Below are 20,977 nucleotides of genomic sequence, written 5' to 3'. Positions count from 1 at the left end.
TCCCACAGGAGTCTACGTGTATGCAGGCTGCTAAGAAAAACTTTTCTAATGTTTTATGTAAAAAACAACAAACTTTGAGAAAACAGCCATTTCTTTTTAATCGGTTTCATCTTTTATATGAAAATGTTCATATACGAGATGCGTAACTACTCTTCCTCTTGGCGTTCTTTGGATAAAGCCAATCTGTAATAAATAAGGCTCATACACATCTTCAATTGTATGTGCTTCTTCTCCAATTGTAGCAGCAATCGTTTCCAGCCCAACCGGACCGCCTTTAAATTTATGAATCATCCCCATTAATAATTTATGGTCAATATGATCCAAACCTAAACGGTCTACTTGCAACAGCTCTAAAGATAAATGGGAAATATCTTTCGTAATGCTTCCATCCCCTTTTACTTGGGCGAAGTCTCGCACCCTGCGCAGCAAGCGATTGGCTATTCTCGGTGTCCCTCTTGACCGTCTGGCAATTTCCCAAGCTGCATCGTCATTTATTTCCGTTTGCAGCACTTCTGCCGTTCGCTCGACAATATCTTTTAATTGCTCTTCCTTATAATACTCTAATCTGCATAATACACCGAAACGATCTCTTAAAGGAGCGGAAATAGACCCAGCCCGTGTTGTTGCGCCAACAAGGGTAAATGGAGGCAAATCAATGCGGACAGATCGTGCATCCGCTCCTTTGCCAATCACGATATCTAAACAAAAATCTTCCATTGCCGGGTAAAGCACTTCTTCAATTGATCTTGGCAAGCGGTGAATTTCATCAATAAAAAGGACATCTCCTGGTTCTAATGCCGTCAATATTGCAGCCAAATCGCCTGGACGTTCAATTGCTGGTCCTGCCGTCGTCCGTATATTTACGCCCATTTCATTAGCAATGATAGTAGCTAATGTTGTTTTTCCGAGGCCTGGGGGACCATATAAAAGAACATGATCCAAGGACTCTTCTCGCAATCTTGCCGCTTTAATAAAGATTTCTAGATTGCTTTTCACTTTTTCTTGTCCAATATATTCTTTTAAACGAACTGGCCGTAAGCTCTGTTCAAACGATACATCTTGTACATCCGCTTCCCCTGAAATAATCCGCTCATCCATATCATTCTCCCCCCTCATTCAAAGAAATCAAAATTAAAATAAGATCTTTTTTGGGTGAGTTACGATTTATTTTAAAAGTAGTTGCAGCGCCAATTTAATATATTGATCGGTTGTTAACTGCTCGTTCTTTAACTTTGGTGTAATCCTTTTAATTTCTCTATCGGAATATCCAAGTGCTGATAATGCCAACAATGCTTCTTCCAACGCTGCTGAGCCCTCTTGCTTTTTCGCAGCAATCTCTGCAGTAAAGAGATTGGGAATGAAATCTGGCATAATATCTGGAAGTTTTCCTTTTAAATCGAGAATCATTTGTCGTGCCGTTTTTTTTCCGACACCAGGAAATTTCACTAAAAATGCTTCATCTTCATTCTCAATTGCTGTTATCACTTGCCCTGGCTCACCTGATGCCAATATCGCCAGCGCACCTTTTGGACCAATTCCAGATACATTCAGCAGCTTCGTAAACAATGTTTTTTCTTCTCTTGATCGAAAACCATATAAACTAATAATATCTTCTCTCACATAATGATAGGTAAAAACCGTATTGTCTTGCCCAATTAAAGCAGAGAAGGAAAAAGGATTTGGCGTTTTTATCTGATAGCCAACCCCATTATTTTCAAGCACTATGTATTCTGGTCCTACATAATCTATCTTACCTTTAATATATTCATACAAAATTTTTTCGCTCCCCTTTTAAAACCTATTGCTTATTTTATCATATATTAAAGAAAATCTGCCATCTAAGATGATTTTCAAAATATTTCGTCTTAATAAGAAAAACCGGGCAATAACTCGCCCGATTTTTCTTATTAGCTATTGTCCATTAATTTGCTTTATTGTCTGTTGTGTATTGCTTAAAGGTTTCAAGCACCTCTACATACTGGTCTTTTGTTTTAATCCGAATTCCTTTTTGTAAATTTTTTTGCTCGTTTGATTCTAATTTTTTTAAATCTATTTGAAAAAAAGATTGAATAATATGGGAGTATTCAGGTTTTCCATTATAAATAGTAAGAATCCCTTCATCTGAAATACCAAAATAACCGTTCGTTTTTAATAATGGAGAAATATCATCTACTTCCTTTGTAAATACGAGCTTGTTCTTTCCCATCTTTTCTATCTGCCATTTATCATATTTTGACAAGAAGTCTTTCATAGACCAAACCGTTTCCTCGAGAGACTCTTCACTTATTTCTCCATCCAAATAGATCCTTTTTAACACAACATCTATTCTTGTAGGATGCTCATCGCCTTCATGCATTTTGTTCGCATAACTTGGCTTATTTTCAAATGTCAAAAAAGAAGTTAATAAAAGGAAAAGAAAAACAGTTGAGATTAAAAGGAATCTGGTTTTCATCAATAACCACCTCTTTAGTTACTGGAAAAAACGAATACTACGTCTTTTCAAGACAAAATGAACTTAGTTTCTTTGAATTCAAGCTACTAATCATTTTGTTTCATTCGCTATTATTCTCACCATAATACTGTTTTTCATTCTAAAATTTTATGAACTTTGCATACAACAAAATATACGAATGAATTCTGCCACAAACTTTACGTGTTGTTAGCATGCGCCATCATTTCTTTTATTCCATCCTCCAACGTCATTTTTGGCTGCCAGTGTAAAAGATATTGTGCCTTTTTAATTGAAATTTGACTATTAGTAGGTTGATTTTTAGGTTGATAAAGCGGAGCAGCTATTAAATTGCTTTCTTTTTGAATAATTGCAGCCACCTCACAGAAGGAAGAAGATTTTCCTGATGCGATATTAATGATTTCATTATCCCCGCCTTCTAAACTTGCACAAATAGCCATAGCCGCATCTCTTTCATAAATAAAGTCTGTTTGCTTTTCTCCCTTCCATTTTATACTCGGTGTTTCTTTATTCATATATTGATTAATAGCTGATGCAATAATTTCTGGCTCTCCCTGATAAGCAGATAACGGTCCGTATATGGTAGAAAATCGTAAAATACTATAGGATAAGTCATATAAACGATGAAAATTTATTATGTATTGTTCTTCGATTTTTTTTGATAGCCCTGCAAATAAATGTGGCTGCAACAATGCTGTTTCTTCTAGCACTTGATCAGACTTTCCGTAAACAGCTACAGTGGAAGGGAAAATTATTTTTTTTACTTTTGTTTGTGCACAAGCCTCTAATACATGGATAGTTGCTGTAATATTTTCTTCTGAAGCATAAAAAGAATCTTTTACACTGTTAACAAGTAAAGGGTTTGTTTTTAAATGAATCACATATTCAATTTGTTCTTTCATGATAATTTTTATTAGAGAGTCTTGATCGATCACTGTTTGATAATACGTTACTATGGAAGAAAGAGAGGATACTTTGTTGCTGCTTACCTCATCTACTACGACTACTTCTATTTGTTTTTCTGCAAGTCCCTTTATCAATTCAGGACCAATACAACTGCTTGCACCACCAGTTATTAAAACCTTCACGATTTCCCCTCCACCACAAACTGTTCTTTATAACGAATATTCATTTTATTATAAAGTATTTAATTAGAGAAAAACAACTTTTATTTCTTTATAAAGAACAAAACATGCATCATAAGGATAGGAAATAAGAAAGCCAACATTTTTCAACAGCCTGAGAGCGAAGCAGAACTTCGCTCCCATATGATTATTTATTAACATCTGTTTCCACTTTCTCCAACATATCTTCGATGTTAGTAGAAATTGTTTTTTCTGGCTGACCTTCTCTAATTTTTTTATTAATTTCTTCAATCCCGGAAAAAATTCCTTGATCTGTTACAATGGAAACATTTTTATTGTTTATATATGGGTTAATTTCCTCTTTCGTTCTTCTTTCAGTTCTATCCATATTTTTTCGGTTATTTACCTGTAACGCAATTAGCACCTGATCTCCATAAACAAACGTATTAACATCTTGTACATTTTCCACTTTCGCTGCAGCTGCATCAATTTTTTGTGATAAGTCTATGTCATAGTTGATATCTTGATTTATTCGATTGTTATCCTGATTTTTGGAACGGTCATTGTTTACATTTCGAACAACTTGATCCCGCTGTTGTCCTTCTTCCCCGAAAGTATGGTCCATCATTTCGGTGAGTGGTCCATCATTATCTTCTCCGTCTAACACTCTGGCATTTCCACCATTCGTATCTTCATGATGTTCATTTGAATAATAACCGAGCGGTTTTGCATTATTTAATTCTTTGTTATTTGCCTCTTCATCCTGAATGCCACAACCAGTTAAACAAATCGAAAGACCAAAAAGAATAGAAGCAGCCTTTTTTATATTTTTCAAAATACCTTTGTCCCCCTTTGTATTTTTTAGGGCTTTATTTCGCCCTTTTTATTTTCTGTACAAAGGGAAACTTTCATCCTGTTAAGTATAGGCAGTTTTTCTTTTATGGAAATGCTGTGTTACAGCTAATTGTTGATTGGAGCGGAAATCAACACTGAAATTTAACAGAGACACCCATGCTAATAAAATTCGCACCATGGGGGATGAAAATAAGTAGTGTTCATTCAGCTGAAGATATAAGGAGTTAGAGCTAAAAATGATGTTGGTTTGGAGAAGCGTTCGCTCGACTCCTGCGGGATTAGCGAGACAGGCGAGACCCCGCAGGAGCAAAGCGACGAGGAGGCTCGGCGCTCGCCCCGCGGAAAGCGAGCGATAAGCTTCGGAAAACCCCTTTTAACAAAGCCATATTTCAGGGTAGCCTATGGAAAAGGAGCTGGAGCTACGTGATTTATTTGAAAATTTACTCTTTCTATGCGCAATATTTTGTTTTTTTCGAATGAATAGGGAGGAACAGTTGTCCACAAGAGTATTATTATTCCATTTTTTCTATTATTTTCATTATCTTATGAATAAATTTTTTTCTTTTTGTGAATTGATTTGACGTTAATTGAACGAGACGATGTAGTGTAAATTTATCTTTACAATTATTTTGTCTTATTAAACGATTCCATTCACGAAATAAATCTGTTGGATAAGCTAATGCAATTAAAAAAGCTTTATTTTTAACCAATGGCTGAAATACAGCCATTTTTTCTAATTGGTAAAAAGACCAATTAATTATTGGTAAAATTCGGTTCGCAAATTGTACATAATCGACACTTGTAGGTCCAATACTTATTAAATCGAAATCAATTAAATATAATAATTCATTTTGCCCTCGCAAAAAATTATGGTGAGCAACATCACCATGTAAAATGACCTTTTTCCCATTTTCAAAAAAATGTTTTTCCGTTTCTAAAGTTGCTAATGACCAATCTGCCCAATAAACAATCGTATTGATTACTTGCTCGTCTAAAAAATAACGAATAATCGGTACATTTCGTTTAAATTGAATACTTCTTTCCATCCATTTTTCGATCATTTGGTGTTTCGGAAGAATATGCTTATAGCTATCGACTAATTTTGCAGTAGTTTCGTAATACGTATTTAATAATGCTAGAGCTTCCTTTCTGTATACTTTGCTTTGATAAGAAAACGTTTGATCACTTGGCTGAATATATTCGATACAACCAAACAGCATTCGATCCAATATGAGCGGTTCTTCAGATAATAAATAAAAACGGTACGTTTGTGTAAACCCTTCTTTATGTAAGGAGTGTGTAAACGCTTCTTGTATTTTGAGTTTTTGATAGCTGCTATACCCTTTTAATATAAACAATACTTGATCTGTCTTGATTAAATACACATCGTCTCTAATTCTTGCTATTTCCTTTATTGAATAGGGAATTTGTTTTTGTAATAAAGAGAGGAGACGATAGAAGAAATAATCGTCCCCTTTGTTGTTAATTTCCATAGTCACTGCTTTCATCGTCATGGTATTGTGGCATTCCGAATGGAGTTCTTGCATCTACCCCATATGGATTTATTAATGGCGGCTGTGCAAAATTACCATGATACGGAGGCATATAAACTGGAGCAGTTCCACCCGGACCAAAAACAGGCGGTGCCATTTCTTGCTGATTTATATTGCCAAAAGAATCAGGTTGTAAATGACCATTTTGAATGTCATCATTTATTGCATATTCAGATGTTGGTGTGTTGCCAACAGATCCTGGTGGGTATGGATTCTGCAGCATCATTGGTGCATGTGGCCCCATTGGATTGTATACGCCTGGGAAAGGTGGTGCTGCTAGCATATCTGGTCTAAAACCTGGCTGCATCTGTGGAATTCCTCCTCCAAAGCTTTCTGGATATGGATAGCCTCCCATTCGCGGACTAAAACCTGGCTGCATCTGCGGCATTCCCCCTCCAAAGCTTTCCGGTTGTGGATAGCCTCCCATTTGCGGACTAAAGCCTGGCTGCATCTGCGGCATTCCCCCTCCAAAGCTTTCTGGTTGTGGATAGCCTCCCATTTGCGGACTAAAGCCCGGCTGCATCTGCGGCATTCCTCCTCCAAAGCTTTCTGGTTGTGGATAGCCTCCCATTTGCGGACTAACTCCTGGCTGCATCTGCGGTATCCCCCCTCCAAAGCTTTCCGGTTGTGGATAGCCTCCCATTTGCGGACTAACTCCTGGTTGCATCTGTGGCATTCCCCCTCCAAAGCTTTCCGGATATGGATATGCTCCCATTTGCGGACTAAAGCCTGCTTCAGGAGATGCATACCCGAGTTGTGGCATGGAAGGGCCACCACAGCCACAATCATCAGCTGCTGGAGGACTGCTATAAGGCATTTGCGTTGGTTGCATATGCATTTTTCCCATAAAATCAGAAGACGACTCCTGTTTATACTGTTTAGGAAGGACATGACCATGTTCGGCAGGCATTTGCCCGTATGCTACTAATGGCTGCTGATAATATTCTTTTGGTATATTACCTGTCTCATGATAGGTTGGCATTGCATAACCTTCTACTCCTTTATGGTGTGTGTGATACTGCATATGCGAAGAGGAAGAAGATTCATCTTTCCAATGTTGATAGTGTGTATGTTCTACACCTGGCAGTGTTTCATAATGTGTTGGCATTTGTTCTGCAGCACATGGATCCGGAGGACAAACTCCTGGTGGAAATCCAGATCCAGGCATCATCGGTGATACACAAATTGGTTGATATGGGATAATAGGTGGACAGACCTCTTGTTTAATTGGTGCTTCTTTTTTTACAATAGGTTTTGGCGGGGGCTGTGGTATTGTTTTTTCAATATCTATATCAACTACATCAACATCCACATTCGTCATATTCATAGAATAATAATTATTAATATCGATTTCAGGAATAATAGGTGTTGGCATTTTTGGAGTAAATGGTTTCTCCTTTGGCACCTCCTTAATTGGCATCTCTTTTTTTGGTACTTCTTTTATTGGCATTTCTTTTTTCGGTATTTCTTCCTTAATTGGCATTGTTTTCGGTTTTTCTTTTACAAAAGGATGTTCTGCTTTTGGCATTTCTTTTTTTGTTCCAGTAATAGGAGCTTCTTTTTTTATACTTCCTCCTGTTGTTGGAACTTTAATCTTCATTCCGGGCATAATCATATCTGGATTACTGAGCTGGGAATTTAACATCTTTAACTCTTCAAAGTTCACGCCATATTTTTTCGCGATTTCCCAAAGAGTATCCCCCTTCTGTACGATATGGATCTTCACTATAGATTCCCTCCTATGCATATGTCCATATAGTCTATGTTGTAAGGATAAAATTGTTATTGTTCTACACAAAAATCTATGCCGCTTTTCAAAAAATTATGTTCCACATATTTTAGGACCTTTATCATGGATTAAATAAAGAGATAACTCCTTCTTATTATTAGAATATAAAATTAGGCTGTTTTCTCAAAATTTGTTGTTTTTTACGTGAAAAAATGGGAGAAGAAGTCCTCAGCAGACAGAATACACGTAGACTCCTGTGGGAATGCGAGAAAGACGAGACTTAAGCAGAGCGCATGCGACGAGGAGGCTCGACGCTCGTCCACGGAAAGCGAAGTGTATTCAGGCTGCGAGTTTAAAAGCAACAATCTATACGAAAACAGCCTAAATTTATTAGCAACAATATGAAACCTTTTGATAAAATAGTACAAGTAGTGTTTTTTATTTTCCTATTATAGGATTAACTCATTAATAAGGATCGGGAGCACATAAAGATCGTTAACTTTCCTTCTGATACATTTATGTTCGCTTTTAAAGATGTTTTAAGATAATCAATTGAAAAAGGAGAGAAAATGGTATGACAGATTCAAAAAAACTTTTCGGTGAGGAAAGAAGAGCGTATATTCTCTCTTTATTACAAGATCATGCACGACCGTTTACAGGTACTGAACTCGCTAATCGTACAAAAGTGAGCAGACAAATTATTGTAGGGGATATTACTTTGCTCAAGGCAAAAAATGAACCAATTATCGCTACAAGTCAAGGATATTTATACTTGCAGCAATCCAAACCTGCTCTTTACGAAAAAATCGTCGCATGCAACCATGGTCCGGAAAGAACAGAAGAAGAGCTAAATTTATTAGTCGACAATGGTGTAACCGTAAAAGATGTGAAAATTGAACATCCTGTTTATGGTGATTTAACAGCCTCCATTCTTGTATCCAACCGAAAAGAAGTAAAGCAATTTATGAAAAAAATAAAGAATACTAATGCTGCTTATTTATCCCAATTGACAGAGGGCATTCACCTACATACAATAACTGCTTCTTCCATGGAAGCTTTGGATGAAGCAGAAGAAGCATTACGAGCGGCACATTTTTTAATGGAGGATCAATAAAAGGTTAAGGCTGCATCATAGCCTTAACCTTTTGTTTTACTTGATTGTATAAAAAGGATAACTTCCTAATATTTGAACTTTGCTGCCAATTGCTTCTAGTTCTCCAATAGCGCCAGGAATCAATACATCATCCATTTTTCTATCAAGATCAATGATAAAAAAGTAATTTCCCAGTCCTGTTTTCGTTGGTCTAGACTCAATTTTTACTAAATTAAGCTTTCTCCAAGCAAATGCAGATAGCACTTGATGCAAAGCTCCAAACCTGTCAGATGGCAATGTGACCATTAAACTTGTTTTATCCCCTTTATGTAAACAATATGGAGTGGAAAATTCTATCTCTTCTTTTGCAAGGATAAGGAAGCGAGTATGATTATTATCAAAATCATGAATATTTCTTTTTACTATCGTTAATCCGTATTCTTCTGCTGTCAGTTCATTTCCTATTGCAGCACCTTTTATTTCAGGATGCTCTTTAATAAATTGCGCTGCAGCTGCAGTAGAAGTTGTGTTTTCACATCGAATGCCATTCCATTCTGAATGAAGAAATTTATGACATTGTGCAATAGCATGGGAATGGCTATAAACAACCTCTATTTCCTTCCAATTCTCTTTATGTATCGGATGAACCATTAATTGCTGTTTGATTGGTACGGTTATTTCCCCTTTAATTGGGATATTCACTTCATGTATCAAATAATCTAATGTAATATTAACAGAACCTTCTAGTGTATTTTCAATAGGTACGAACGCAACATCTACCTTATTTTGCATGACAGCATCAAAACAATTTGGAATGGTTAAATAAGGGATGGCTTCTTCGTTTGGAAACATACTATTTACTGCTATATTTGTAAAGGTTGCTTTTGGTCCTAAATAACCTACTTTCACTTTTCTCTCCTCCACGTATTTCCACTCTTATTTATATTCTGAATCTTATAAGAAAAGCGCAAGCGCCTTGCTCAGCCCCGGAGAAAAATATTCTCTTGGCTCAAAAAGTGTTTTTTACTTTGGCTTTTTTCGTATAGATTGTTGTTATTTAACCCGCAGCCTGAATACACTTCGCTTTCCGCGGACGAGTGCCGAGCCTCCTCGTCGCTATGCTCCTGTGGGGTCTCGTCTTTCTCGCTTTTCCCGCAGGAGTCTACGTGTATTCAGGCTGCTCAGTGCTTCAACCATATATATTGCTTTATTCAAGGCTCTGTTAAATTTGTCTCTCGCCTGGAACGAAAATCAACATAGTGCCAAAATCAACAATGAGCTTTAACATAGCCTTTTATAAAAAAGAGACTGACAAAATAATAGGAATGAACGAACAGAAGAATTAGTAGATCATTTTTCTTCATCAATCTCTTCCATTATTTTATCATTCTCTATGTTAAACACATTAAGCCCCAGAGCTTAATACTTCTACTCTTTCTACAAACTCAAGCTCTCGCAGTCTTTCCAATAATGCATTAATGGATATTTCCATATCAGCAGTATTTAAAGAAAGCGTTACGTTTGCCCTGCCTTGCAAAGGGATTGTTTGATGAATCGTTAAAACATTACATCCTCCAGAAGCAACTACACCAAGCAATTTGGAAAGCGTTCCTGACCGATCTTCTATAAAAAAGAACAAAGTAATTAAACGTTCTTTTACAACGGTATGAAAGGGGAAAAGGGTGTCTCTGTATTTATAAAAAGCACTTCTACTTAAATCAACCTGCTGCACGGCATCAGCAACAGATTCCGCCTTTCCTCTTTCCAGCAATTCTTTTGCATCAAGTGTTTTTTTCATTGCTTCTGGAAGCACATCTTCTCGAACAAGGAAAAATTTCTGATCGAATTTATACTGTTTCATTTCCTCACCTCATAAGGATTATCCACATTAATCGATAAACTCGAATTCGTAATCCATTAGCTTGACAATATCTCCATCTTTTGCACCACGTTGTCTTAACTCCTCATCGACACCCATACCGCGCATTTGGCGGGCAAATCTGCGAACAGATTCATCACGAGAGAAATCCGTCATCTTAAAGAGCTTCTCGATTCCATCACCAGATAGAATAAAGCTTCCATCAGAATCTCTTGAAATATAAAATTCTCGTTCGTCTGCTTCATGTTTATAAAGAACGCGGTGAATTCCTGCTTCTTCTTCCACTTCTTCTAATGGGAATTCAGGAGTATGTTCTAATTTATCCGCAATAGCAAATAAAAGATCTCTTAACCCAGACCTAGTAAGGGCAGACACAGGGAAAATAGGATAATCTTCTGTTAACTGCTCTTTAAAGGTTTGCAAGTTCTCTTCTGCATCCGGCATGTCCATTTTGTTTGCAACAATGATTTGTGGACGTTCTAATAGGCGCATATTGTATTCTTGCAGCTCTTTATTAATGGTTACATAATCTTCATAAGGATCTCTTCCTTCAATTGCAGCCATGTCCACTACATGAACAATTACTCTTGTTCGTTCAATATGACGAAGAAATTGATGTCCTAAACCAACACCTGCATGGGCTCCTTCAATTAGCCCAGGCAAATCTGCCATCACAAAACTTCTGCCGTCTTCTGTTTCTACCATTCCTAAATTTGGCGCAATCGTTGTAAAGTGATAATCCGCAATTTTAGGTTTGGCAGCAGATACAACAGAAAGCAAAGTGGACTTTCCAACACTCGGAAATCCAACTAACCCTACATCCGCTAATACTTTTAATTCAAGCACGACTTCTCTTTCTTGTCCCGGCTCTCCATTTTCTGAAAGTTCTGGAGCTGGATTAGAAGGACTTGCAAATCTTGAATTTCCCCGTCCTCCTCTTCCGCCTCGGGCTATAACTGCTTGTTGACCGTGCTCAGTCAAATCTGCAATAACTTCCTTCGTTTCGGCATCAGACACAATCGTTCCAGGTGGTACTTTCACGATCATATCTTTCGAATTTTTTCCATGTTGATTTTTTGACATTCCGTGCTCCCCACGAGGCGCCTTAAAATGTCGTTGATAGCGGAAATCCATTAATGTACGTAACCCTTCTTCCACTTCAAATACTACATTCGCACCTTTTCCGCCATCGCCTCCAGCGGGACCACCCTTTGGTACATATTTTTCTCTACGGAAAGCAACCATTCCATTGCCACCGTCTCCACCTTTTACATAAATCTTGACCTGATCGACAAACATATCTTTTTTCCTCCTGTAAACGTCGAAAACATTCTTGTTTTCCGAAAACGATCCAAGCTATAGAAATGCATATTCTTCAACTTATTTCGTGTGATTTGAGTATACGAATAATTCTAGAGTTAACTCTTCTTCTGTTAACTCATAAAGCGTTACTTTTATAGTATCAGAAGTTTTTGATTTTAAAAAATGCTCGATAGATACTTTATCTTCTATTATTCCGCTAAAATCAAAATACAAACTAACGCCTTTCGATTGAGGATCAATCGATACAGACAAATGATTTTCTGCGTATGTTTTAATACAAGAATTTAACACTTCAAAAAATGTAACAGTCCAATCCGTAAGTGCTGCATCTTCTATAAATAGACACTTTTCTTCATTTAATACTTCATATTCTAATTGAAAGCAATTATTTTCCCAATTACATGTTAACAGCAATAATGCAAACTGAGGCATATGTAAATTAGAAAGCTTTGCCTCATGCTTCGCTTCCATTATAATCATTTCAATAATTTCCTTCACACGTTCCTCTTTATTTAATGCCAAATTACCCTTTATTAATTGTATCTTATTTAACCAATCATGACGTACATGTCTTAAGAAATCTATTGTATTCCAGTCTTTATTCATTTCTGTACTCCTACACGATTATTAAGTGTCAGAAGACGGCTTGAAATTAGTATAACAAAAAAGTAAACCTGGAGTAAAAATTATATACGAAAAAATGAAAAATTCCACCCAGCATAATAATGTGTGTTCAAAAAGGTAACAAATTAGAAGCAAGCCAACGAAGAGTTTCACAGTTTTAGTTTGGTGCCTTTTTGAACATCCTTTAATAGAAAATTCAACTCTTAGACAGAAAGAAGCTTAGCTTACTTGCTGTCTAAGAGTTGAAGGACAAACAATTATTTTGCTCTATACAAATTGATAGGCTGACTCAAAGTATGAGTCAGCCTATCATAAAAGCTTAAGCTTCTTGTGCTGCTGGGTATACGCTAACTTGTTTGCGATCACGACCAAGACGCTCAAATTTAACGATTCCGTCAACTTTTGCGTATAGTGTATCATCGCCACCACGACCAACGTTTACTCCTGGATAGATTTTTGTACCGCGTTGACGGTAAAGAATACTTCCACCAGTTACTAATTGACCATCTGCACGTTTAGCACCTAAACGTTTTGAAATAGAGTCGCGTCCGTTCTTTGTAGAACCTACCCCTTTTTTCGATGCAAAAAACTGAAGATCTAATCTTAACATTCGTTCCACCTCCTATTTAATTATAAGTGATAGCTACGTATTTTCCATAGTCCCTTTCAATCGTTTCGAATGAAACAATCATCCCTTCTAAAAGAAGCTGTATTTTTTGTCTGCTCTCATCCGCTATTTCTGTTGGAATCGTGCAGCTTAAAAATCCACCATCTTTTCCTTGCTTAATAATAGGGGTAATACCAGTAAGGGCAATAACAGCATTAATGGTTCCAATCGAAACAGCTGAAACTCCTGCACAAACAATATCTTTCCCTTTATTTGCAAATAAAGCATGACCGCTAATTGTAAACGAATCAATAAGACCACAATCTGTTTTGTTAATCGTAATATCGATCATCCAAAAACAACCTTACGCGTTGATTTTTTCAATAACAACTTTTGTGTACGGTTGACGATGACCTTGTTTTTTACGGTAATTTTTCTTCGCTTTATATTTGAAAACGATGATTTTCTTTTGACGGCCTTGTTTTTCAACTTTAGCTGTAACAGTAGCTCCATCAACAACTGGGCTTCCTACTTTTACATTTTCTCCGCCAACGAAAAGAACTTTGTCAAAAGTAACAGTCTCGCCTGCTTCTGCATTTAATTTCTCAATGTAGATAGCTTGACCTTCTTCAACTTTAATTTGCTTACCGCCAGTTTCAATAATTGCGTACATTAAACTGCACCTCCTTGTTAGACTAAGACTCGCCAATCACAGGCGTTTTGCAACCAGCAAAAACTTATCTACCTGTTCTGAGCGGTTGTAGAGCACGGGTGCTACAAACAACAGTAAAATACTATCATGATTCTTTCCTACTGTCAACAAGAACCTATCATGATTTTCCACACTCTTAACCTGTATAGATAATCGAATAATGCGGTTTAGCCATGCTGGAGGATTGAAATTCCAGCTTGATGCCTAAGATTTCTTCTAACCTTGACTTATGGATGTCTTTTGGACCAGAAAATACTTGGATCACATCAGCGGTGGCTTCAATTAAAATCCGTTCACAATCTGTGTACCGATACTCCCAGAGTTCTCTTTCTAATTGAAACGCCACACTTTCTGGGCTTAATACAAAACCTGTCCCATCACATACGGTGCATTTTGTATGCAGCACCTCTTTTAAAGCCTTTACTGTTTTCTTTCTCGTTAATTGCAGAATGCCAAGCGACGTAAACCCAAGCACTTTTGTCTGCCTGCTATCCTGTTGTAAAGCGTTTATCATTTCCTCTTGAATTTGCTTTTGATTAAACGCTGTCATATCAATAAAATCGACTAAAACAATCCCTGATATATCGCGGATTTTCAACTGTCTTGCCACTTCCTTAGCAGCAAGTTTATTTGTTTGAAAAACGGTATCTTCCAACCGATTTTTCCCAGAAAATTTACCTGTATTCACATCAATCATCGTTAACGCTTCTGTTTCATCTATAATGATATAAGCACCGTTCTCTAACCACACAATCCTTTTTAACGCTTTATCGATTTCTTTTTCAATACCATAATAAGAAAACATATCTTTATTATGCTGATAAAATTGGACTATTAAGTTAGGATATTTTCGAGCCCATTTTTTTGTATCTTCTAAGTCATCTACCATTACTTCTGCATCTTGCAGTTGGTCTAACACATTGATTAATTCTTTTTCAAAATCGTCCTTTTCTTTTAATACGGTGACCTTTTTTAGCATGGCCGCTTTATTTGCAACTTCCTGGAACTGTTCTCGCAAATGATCAAGTTCTAAAGTCAATTGTTCTTTTGTTAAGTTTGCTGCAGATGTTCGAAAAATAATACCTTCATTTTCTGTCGTCATCTCATTTCCTAATCCACGTAAAAAACGAGTTTTTTCTGCATCGCCTATTTTTTTACTAACAGCCGTATATCTGCCAAAGGGCATATACACGATATTTTCCCCAGAAAACTCCAAAATACCTGTTAGTTTCGGTCCCTTAGTACCAGAAGCATCTTTTACAACTTGTACTAGCACACGTTCTCCCTGCTTAACGAAGGAAGAAATGCTGATATTTTTCTTCTGTTCTATATTCCGGTTATCGCAAGCATAGGAGGCAATTTTTTCTTTCGATAAATAGCCGCCTTTTCCTTCGCCAATTTCTACAAAAGCAGCATTCATGCCCGGAACTACTTTAGTCACTTGTCCTAAATAAATATTGCCAACCGATGATACTTGCTGCGGCTGCTGAACATACAACCGCTCCAGCCTATTTTCTTTTATATAAACAAAACGTTTTTCTGTTGTTTTTACATTAATTAGTACTTTATCCAACTAGTTCACCCTTTATCTTCCACGATAATATCTTCATACACGATATTATAATAAATTTATCAAAAGGGAAACTTTCTTTTAGGATCATCTTAAATATATTGAATTTTTCTTCAAACAACACTTTTCCAAAAAAAATTATACTGGATATATTAAATCCCCTATCTTCACCGAAACTAATTTATCGGTAAAATAGGCGTGAAGCACTTCATTTTCATCCAGCATTCTTTTGTCTTTTTCTTTTGAAGTAATAATAATCGGGTGCTTGCAGCCTCGATGGAAATGTTGTAATACTTGAAAAATCTTTTCCCCTTCATCTACCTCAATCGGTTTTAATTGCCTTAACTCAATTGCATTGCCATAATATCGTTCTAATAAAAAGCGGATAAAGATGTATTTGCTTTGCTTCCACTCAAAATAAAGGGAAAAAGCTAAAAAACATATAATGATCCATGCATTTAGATTCGTTGGCATTATACTCACTACTAGGAGAATAAATAAACAAACGCAAATTAACGAGAAGACTAAAGATAATTTTTGAGCAACTGGAAAGGATTTTTTTAATGATAAATAAAGAAAAACGAATTTCCCACCGTCCAACGGCCATATAGGTAGCAAATTGAACAGTAGAATCATCGTGTTATATTGCCAAAATGCTTCATAAAGAGAAAGAGAAAGAAATCCATTTATATGAAGCAAATAAGCAACAGCAAACATCCAAATATGCTGCAACGGACCTGCGATCAGCACAATCGCTTCTTCTTTAAGAGGGCGGTTTCCGTGTTCATCCATCTCTGCAACACCACCGAATGGCAATAAAGCAATCCGTTTGATCCTCCAAGAAAAAAAGGATGCTGCCATTCCATGTCCTAATTCATGTATCGTAATAATCAATAAAAGTAAACATAATTCATAAAAATGAGCAGTCATGACCCCAATCGCAATGACAACCCATAATAATGGATGGATATATAAATATCGAAAAACACGAACATATTTATTCAAAATCAATCACCTGAATTGGATCGATAAAATCATTGCCTTTTTTTATGGCAAAGTAGAATAATCCCAACGAATCATTATGTTCATAACTGGACGCAACTCCCACTTTGTCACCTTGTTTTAACGTATCGTATATTTTTACATCTATCTCTTTTAAATTTCCATACCAAGATTCACTTTTATCACTATGCTGAATAACCACGGTGTTTCCAAATCCTTCTTTCTCACCTGCAAAAACAACCGTTCCTTCATTCATTGCCTGAACAGTTGTATCACTTCCTGTTTCAATCGCAACCCTTTGTCCATTTTCTTTAAAGTCTTCTAATATTTTTCCAGAAGCAGAAAGAGCGTATTGTTGTAAGTGATTCGTTTCGTTATTGGATTTTCCATCCATATCACTCGGTAAAAAAGCAAGCGGTTTGCCAAATTGGTTTTCATACCATTTAGAAACGCCTGCAAAGTTAAATTCTTGATTCATCGCTTGCCTGATTGCGTTTTCAGCGGGAGCAAATGTCTCAGACTGTTGTTTTGTGATGATAGCAACAGCCAAAAATAGGATGGCTGCACCTAAAATTTTCAAAAGAAATAATTCTTTGCGAAAAAGCGGATGGACATGATGCCTGTCATCATCATACGGCTCATTATTACGAGGAAAAGAGGAATTGTCTTCATCCGTCCATACTATTCGACTATCCACATTTTTTTCCATTCTGGATTGTTCTCGTTTCCTTTTTTCAATTCTTTTCCGAATATCATCTATTCTAGAACTCATTACACACCCCTCCCTTACGGTTCGTTCTTGGTTGGTACAAGTTTATGAATGTGGTGGAAAGAGTATGACAAATTGGTAAGAAAAATAGAATTTTTAGTAAAGAAATAATTTTTGCAAAGAAAAAACGATTTCCATAAAGGAAACCGTTTTTTCTATCCGTTCACTATTTCGCGCCAAAAAACATTTTTATTTTCGCAAATACGCCTTTAGATTCTTCTTCTAAATGCTGCAGTGGAACAGATTCTCCAAGTATTCTGCGGGCAATATTTCGGTATGCGATCGATGATTTGCTGTTTGGATTAAGAGCAATTGGCTCTCCATTGTTAGATGCGCGAATAACTTCATCGTCGTCCGCAACAATTCCTAATAAATCAATCGACAAATGAGTAGTTACTTCGTCAATATCCAACATATCTCCGTTTTTCACCATATGGTTGCGAATACGGTTAATTACAAGCAGAGGCGGGGCAACATTTTCTTCTTTTTCCAATAAACCGATTACTCTGTCAGCATCTCTTACGGAAGATACTTCCGGAGTAGTAACTACAATTGCTTTATCTGCACCTGCCACTGCATTTTTATATCCTTGTTCAATCCCAGCAGGACAATCAATAATAATATAATCATAGTCCTGCTTTAATTTCATTACCAATTCTTTCATTTGGGTAGGATGAACGGCTGTTTTATCACTCGTTTGAGCTGCAGGCAATAAGTATAATAGATCATCAAAACGTTTATCTTTTACAAGGGCTTGATGTATTTTGCATCGTTCTTCAACTACATCTACTAGGTCGTAAATAATTCTATTCTCAAGTCCCATTACGACATCTAGATTTCTAAGACCAATATCTGTGTCTATTAAACATACTTTTTTCCCTTGTAAGGCAAGTGCAGTTCCAATATTTGCAGTAGTTGTTGTTTTGCCAACTCCGCCTTTGCCAGATGTTACAACGATTGCTTCTCCCATCCTAAATTCCCCCTTCCAATTTTGTTAAATTTGGCCTTAAATGTGTCAAAACTTGTAATCTATCAATTAAAATCACGCTATTATCGACATAAGCACATTCCATTTCACGCTTCTCATCATCAGGATAATGATCTGGTGCTCTATTAATTAAACTGCTGATTCGCAGCTGAGTAGGCCTCATTACAGAAGCAGCAACAATGGCTTGATCATTTCCATTGTAGCCTGCATGAGCAATCCCTTTTAACTGCCCCATAATAAATATATTTCCACCAGCAATTACCTTTCCGCCAGGATTAACATCTCCAATTAATAATAAATCTCCTGGCACCTCTAATATTTGACCAGAACGGACAATGCTGGTAACAGAAACTAGTTCCTTTTCACTTGCCCATTTTTCCGCCTCTTGCTTTGTGACAATATTGCTGTTGATTGCATGAACAGAAAGGTTTTTTTTCGCTTGTATGACGGTTGCAATTTCTTCTTGTTGATCTTCAGATAAGTATCTATTGCCGAGTTCCACATTTACCTTAATATCTGGCCGATCCTCCTGAATAGTTAAACTTTCACTCAGCTTTGCATCTAACTCTTGTTTCAGTTCTTCAAATGAACAATTATCATTCAGATGAAGACTTAAGCCATTTTTTGTTCCTTTAATTGTTACTAACTGCTTTTTATTCATTTCAAGATGTTCACCTCTGCTAGGAAAAAGGAATGCATTTCTCAAATATTTTATTTGTTGTACTTATTCCAAACGTTAAAACCTGCTGTATGACACAAGTGTTTTCACAACAAATATAAAGTTTGAAATATATCTTTTATCCATCTATTATTTGATTAATCACAATGATTAAAAATATAAAATGATTCATCATTACATTCGACAAAACTTTTGTAAAATCCTCTCTATATAAAACGACATTTACTTTTTAAATCATTGAATTAACTCTACGTATGTAAACGTTATAAGAAAAGCGCAGGCGCCTTGCTCAGCCCCGAAGAAAAATGTTCTCTTGACTCAAAAAGTGTTTTTTACTTTTAGAGGCAAGAGGTTATCTTTCACAGGGGCTAGGCGCCCGAGCTAGACACTAAACTACGTTCGAAATTTTATACTTTCTTATCTTACTAGAAAACCCCTTTTCTGTGGAAAAGGGGACGGAGCTGCACATATTGGAACAGCATCCGTATCATTAAGTTGCTTTTTCTTTCTGTTTTCCTAGAAAGTGAAAAGGTTTAGCTTCGTTCACGCCACCTTAAATGAAAGGGTTATTTGTTGCCACATTTTTATGCACCTATACTATTTTCCTAGCAGTTTGCTGCTACTCTCTTCTTTCAGCAGCATATTTTTCAAAACAACGTTTAATAGGGTGAGCTACAATAATAAGAAAAGCAGTATTCAATATTAATGTTGGGATCAGACGCAAATGAATAAAACTATTAAAATCCATGCTTGTACGATGAATAATCAAAATCATCTCATACACGACTATTTCTAATAAGCTCATTCCAATCAATGATACGACAGAAACCACTACAATATTAGGATGAAAAACCTTCATGATTTTACTGCAAACATATACAATAAAAGGAAAGATAAAAAAATAAATGCCTAAAATTTCTGTATATACAATATCAAATAATAACCCAAAAGCAAATGCATAAACAATCCCGATATTCCGACTGCCGTATATGGAAAGAAACAGGATTGTTAAAATAAGAAAATGTGGAATTAATATTCGATTACTATGAAAAAGCTCTGCTGGAAGCAGCTCTACAAAAATGCTTTCTAATATGAACATTAATGCTAATAAGCCACCTACTACATACTTTCTCATAAACCGTCCTCTTCCTTCACCTGCTGCATTAGTCTTTTCACAATCATAAGATGCTCAATATCATAAAAATCAGCAGCTGGTTCTAAATAGGCTTTTTTCGTTAATCCATCTTCATCCGGTTCAACCTTTACTACTTTTCCTATCAGCAGACCTTTTGGAAACACTCCACCCAGTCCGGAAGTAGTAACCAATTGACCTTTACCTACCTTTGCTTTATTCGGCTCTTCTGTCCATTGCATGATAAGCTGTTTAGACTCTTTATCATAATCTACAATCAATCCAAAAATACTGCTCAATTTTTTCTTTTTATCTTCTTGAATGACTGCAGAGATGCGATTTGTCGGATCTTCCGAATTTAGCAGCTGAACAGTTGCCGTACCAGAACTGACAGATTTCACTTTTCCAATTAATCCTTCAGCAGTAATAATAGGCATATTTTTTTCTACTCCGTTGCTTGTCCCTTTATTAATGGTTAACAGCTCATTCCAGCCATCAGGATTCCTTCTAATAACGGTCGCTTTCATCAATTCGTAATCACTTAAACTTTCTTTTTCTTTTAGTATTGCGTTTAGCTTGTCATTTTCTTTTTGCAAGTCTTGCACTTGCGCTTCAAGCATTCCTAAGTTTTGCACTTTAGACTTTAACACTTTATTTTCTTCATATGTATTTTGCAAATCACGGACATTTTCAATAAGGCCTGCAACATAATGTGTAGGTCTTGATACTAGGGTTTGCACCCAGCCGGTTGTATCTTTAATGAATTGCTCCGGCCAGGTAAGCTTATCACGGCTTTTAATCGAAAACCCTATTAATGCCACGAGAATAATAATACTGACGAGCAAAATAATCAATCTTTTATTCATAAAAAACTGTGGCATACTTCTTTACCCCTCAATCTACCTAA

22 protein-coding genes and 1 other annotated feature are annotated in these 20,977 nt (G+C 36.4%); of the genes, 1 reads left to right on the top strand and 21 read right to left on the bottom strand.

All coding sequences use genetic code 11. The features are described from left to right. Positions 1–96 precede the first annotated feature (96 nt). The 7 genes from ruvB to safA all read right to left on the bottom strand — a co-directional run bounded on the left by ruvB (position 97) and on the right by safA (position 7,689). A complete protein-coding gene (gene ruvB / locus ACTYA4_RS08870) occupies positions 97–1,098 on the bottom strand; it encodes a Holliday junction branch migration DNA helicase RuvB (protein WP_443480752.1) in 1,002 nt (333 codons plus the stop codon). 66 nt (positions 1,099–1,164) lie between these two features. Further along, on the bottom strand, positions 1,165–1,773 hold the full coding sequence (gene ruvA / locus ACTYA4_RS08865; protein WP_443480751.1) for a Holliday junction branch migration protein RuvA: 609 nt from the start codon (positions 1,771–1,773) through the stop codon (positions 1,165–1,167). A 148-nt stretch (positions 1,774–1,921) separates the two neighbouring features. Continuing rightward, positions 1,922–2,452 (bottom strand): BofC C-terminal domain-containing protein, encoded by a 531-nt coding sequence (locus ACTYA4_RS08860; RefSeq protein WP_443480750.1) that lies wholly within the window; start codon positions 2,450–2,452, stop codon positions 1,922–1,924. A gap of 197 nt (positions 2,453–2,649) precedes the next feature. Continuing rightward, the gene (locus ACTYA4_RS08855) at positions 2,650–3,558 is read right to left on the bottom strand and encodes an NAD-dependent epimerase/dehydratase family protein (RefSeq protein ID WP_443480749.1); all 909 of its coding nucleotides are present in this window, start codon (positions 3,556–3,558) and stop codon (positions 2,650–2,652) included. A gap of 184 nt (positions 3,559–3,742) precedes the next feature. Further along, positions 3,743–4,390, bottom strand: coding sequence for a YhcN/YlaJ family sporulation lipoprotein (locus ACTYA4_RS08850; protein WP_443480748.1), 648 nt, complete (start codon positions 4,388–4,390; stop codon positions 3,743–3,745). A gap of 532 nt (positions 4,391–4,922) precedes the next feature. Further along, positions 4,923–5,903, bottom strand: a complete 981-nt coding sequence (locus ACTYA4_RS08845; RefSeq protein WP_445505595.1) for a phosphotransferase — start codon at positions 5,901–5,903, stop codon at positions 4,923–4,925. Next, positions 5,893–7,689: a SafA/ExsA family spore coat assembly protein gene (safA, locus tag ACTYA4_RS08840; RefSeq protein ID WP_443480746.1), complete on the bottom strand. Its 1,797-nt coding sequence runs from the start codon at positions 7,687–7,689 to the stop codon at positions 5,893–5,895. Before safA ends, ACTYA4_RS08845 begins: the two co-directional genes overlap by 11 nt. Before the next feature lie 577 nt (positions 7,690–8,266). Between safA and ACTYA4_RS08835 the strand changes: the two genes are divergently transcribed. Further along, positions 8,267–8,806: a transcription repressor NadR gene (locus ACTYA4_RS08835; protein ID WP_443480745.1), complete on the top strand. Its 540-nt coding sequence runs from the start codon at positions 8,267–8,269 to the stop codon at positions 8,804–8,806. Between the two features lie 36 nt (positions 8,807–8,842). Here ACTYA4_RS08835 and pheA read toward each other — a convergent pair whose 3' ends face one another. From pheA to mreC, 14 genes are all read right to left on the bottom strand, one after another. Further along, positions 8,843–9,694, bottom strand: a complete 852-nt coding sequence (pheA, locus tag ACTYA4_RS08830; protein ID WP_443480744.1) for a prephenate dehydratase — start codon at positions 9,692–9,694, stop codon at positions 8,843–8,845. Positions 9,695–10,190: 496 nt separating this feature from the next. Beyond that, on the bottom strand, positions 10,191–10,646 hold the full coding sequence (thrR, locus tag ACTYA4_RS08825; RefSeq protein WP_443480743.1) for a transcriptional regulator ThrR: 456 nt from the start codon (positions 10,644–10,646) through the stop codon (positions 10,191–10,193). 27 nt (positions 10,647–10,673) lie between these two features. After that, the gene (obgE, locus tag ACTYA4_RS08820) at positions 10,674–11,963 is read right to left on the bottom strand and encodes a GTPase ObgE (RefSeq protein WP_443480742.1); all 1,290 of its coding nucleotides are present in this window, start codon (positions 11,961–11,963) and stop codon (positions 10,674–10,676) included. Positions 11,964–12,044: 81 nt separating this feature from the next. Then, positions 12,045–12,593, bottom strand: coding sequence for a Spo0B C-terminal domain-containing protein (locus ACTYA4_RS08815; RefSeq protein WP_443480741.1), 549 nt, complete (start codon positions 12,591–12,593; stop codon positions 12,045–12,047). Positions 12,594–12,930: 337 nt separating this feature from the next. Next, complete coding sequence (gene rpmA, locus ACTYA4_RS08810) at positions 12,931–13,221, bottom strand: 50S ribosomal protein L27 (RefSeq protein WP_443480740.1); 291 nt, start codon at positions 13,219–13,221, stop codon at positions 12,931–12,933. A gap of 16 nt (positions 13,222–13,237) precedes the next feature. Beyond that, positions 13,238–13,570: a ribosomal-processing cysteine protease Prp gene (locus ACTYA4_RS08805; protein ID WP_443480739.1), complete on the bottom strand. Its 333-nt coding sequence runs from the start codon at positions 13,568–13,570 to the stop codon at positions 13,238–13,240. 12 nt (positions 13,571–13,582) lie between these two features. Next, entirely contained in the window at positions 13,583–13,891 is a 309-nt protein-coding gene (rplU, locus tag ACTYA4_RS08800) for a 50S ribosomal protein L21 (RefSeq protein WP_443480738.1), read from the bottom strand. 15 nt (positions 13,892–13,906) lie between these two features. Beyond that, positions 13,907–13,988, bottom strand: a sequence feature (ribosomal protein L21 leader region). Positions 13,989–14,066: 78 nt separating this feature from the next. Further along, on the bottom strand, positions 14,067–15,503 hold the full coding sequence (locus ACTYA4_RS08795) for an Rne/Rng family ribonuclease (protein ID WP_443480737.1): 1,437 nt from the start codon (positions 15,501–15,503) through the stop codon (positions 14,067–14,069). Between the two features lie 135 nt (positions 15,504–15,638). Next, on the bottom strand, positions 15,639–16,505 hold the full coding sequence (locus ACTYA4_RS08790) for a site-2 protease family protein (RefSeq protein WP_443480736.1): 867 nt from the start codon (positions 16,503–16,505) through the stop codon (positions 15,639–15,641). Then, the gene (locus ACTYA4_RS08785; RefSeq protein WP_443480735.1) at positions 16,498–17,274 is read right to left on the bottom strand and encodes a peptidoglycan DD-metalloendopeptidase family protein; all 777 of its coding nucleotides are present in this window, start codon (positions 17,272–17,274) and stop codon (positions 16,498–16,500) included. The genes ACTYA4_RS08790 and ACTYA4_RS08785 overlap by 8 nt, the downstream gene beginning before the upstream one ends. A 163-nt stretch (positions 17,275–17,437) precedes the next feature. Continuing rightward, positions 17,438–18,241, bottom strand: coding sequence for a septum site-determining protein MinD (minD, locus tag ACTYA4_RS08780; RefSeq protein WP_443480734.1), 804 nt, complete (start codon positions 18,239–18,241; stop codon positions 17,438–17,440). Between the two features lies 1 nt (position 18,242). Further along, positions 18,243–18,920 carry a septum site-determining protein MinC gene (gene minC / locus ACTYA4_RS08775; RefSeq protein ID WP_443480733.1) on the bottom strand — a complete coding sequence of 226 codons (678 nt, stop codon included), beginning with the start codon at positions 18,918–18,920 and terminating at the stop codon, positions 18,243–18,245. A gap of 637 nt (positions 18,921–19,557) precedes the next feature. Further along, positions 19,558–20,073, bottom strand: a complete 516-nt coding sequence (gene mreD, locus ACTYA4_RS08770; protein WP_443480732.1) for a rod shape-determining protein MreD — start codon at positions 20,071–20,073, stop codon at positions 19,558–19,560. Beyond that, positions 20,070–20,951: a rod shape-determining protein MreC gene (gene mreC, locus ACTYA4_RS08765; RefSeq protein WP_443480731.1), complete on the bottom strand. Its 882-nt coding sequence runs from the start codon at positions 20,949–20,951 to the stop codon at positions 20,070–20,072. The genes mreD and mreC overlap by 4 nt, the downstream gene beginning before the upstream one ends. Between the last annotated feature and the right edge of the window lie 26 nt (positions 20,952–20,977).

This window comes from Niallia yueguangensis, from assembly GCF_052663115.1.
The sequence above is the reverse complement of the archived record's forward strand: the minus strand, read 5'-3'. Positions and strand labels throughout refer to the sequence as shown.

What these genes read in the sequence shown, in the direction of transcription:
- ACTYA4_RS08845 (WP_445505595.1), bottom strand. Translation starts at nt 5,903, where the DNA reads ATGGAAATTAACAACAAAGGGGACGATTATTTCTTCTATCGTCTCCTC.
- rpmA (WP_443480740.1), bottom strand. Translation starts at nt 13,221, where the DNA reads ATGTTAAGATTAGATCTTCAGTTTTTTGCATCGAAAAAAGGGGTAGGT.
- ACTYA4_RS08815 (WP_443480741.1), bottom strand. Translation starts at nt 12,593, where the DNA reads ATGAATAAAGACTGGAATACAATAGATTTCTTAAGACATGTACGTCAT.
- minC (WP_443480733.1), bottom strand. Translation starts at nt 18,920, where the DNA reads ATGAATAAAAAGCAGTTAGTAACAATTAAAGGAACAAAAAATGGCTTA.
- rplU (WP_443480738.1), bottom strand. Translation starts at nt 13,891, where the DNA reads ATGTACGCAATTATTGAAACTGGCGGTAAGCAAATTAAAGTTGAAGAA.
- ruvB (WP_443480752.1), bottom strand. Translation starts at nt 1,098, where the DNA reads ATGGATGAGCGGATTATTTCAGGGGAAGCGGATGTACAAGATGTATCG.
- obgE (WP_443480742.1), bottom strand. Translation starts at nt 11,963, where the DNA reads ATGTTTGTCGATCAGGTCAAGATTTATGTAAAAGGTGGAGACGGTGGC.
- mreD (WP_443480732.1), bottom strand. Translation starts at nt 20,073, where the DNA reads ATGAGAAAGTATGTAGTAGGTGGCTTATTAGCATTAATGTTCATATTA.
- minD (WP_443480734.1), bottom strand. Translation starts at nt 18,241, where the DNA reads ATGGGAGAAGCAATCGTTGTAACATCTGGCAAAGGCGGAGTTGGCAAA.
- ACTYA4_RS08805 (WP_443480739.1), bottom strand. Translation starts at nt 13,570, where the DNA reads ATGATCGATATTACGATTAACAAAACAGATTGTGGTCTTATTGATTCG.
- ACTYA4_RS08860 (WP_443480750.1), bottom strand. Translation starts at nt 2,452, where the DNA reads ATGAAAACCAGATTCCTTTTAATCTCAACTGTTTTTCTTTTCCTTTTA.
- ACTYA4_RS08835 (WP_443480745.1), top strand. Translation starts at nt 8,267, where the DNA reads ATGACAGATTCAAAAAAACTTTTCGGTGAGGAAAGAAGAGCGTATATT.
- ACTYA4_RS08785 (WP_443480735.1), bottom strand. Translation starts at nt 17,274, where the DNA reads ATGAGTTCTAGAATAGATGATATTCGGAAAAGAATTGAAAAAAGGAAA.
- mreC (WP_443480731.1), bottom strand. Translation starts at nt 20,951, where the DNA reads ATGCCACAGTTTTTTATGAATAAAAGATTGATTATTTTGCTCGTCAGT.
- thrR (WP_443480743.1), bottom strand. Translation starts at nt 10,646, where the DNA reads ATGAAACAGTATAAATTCGATCAGAAATTTTTCCTTGTTCGAGAAGAT.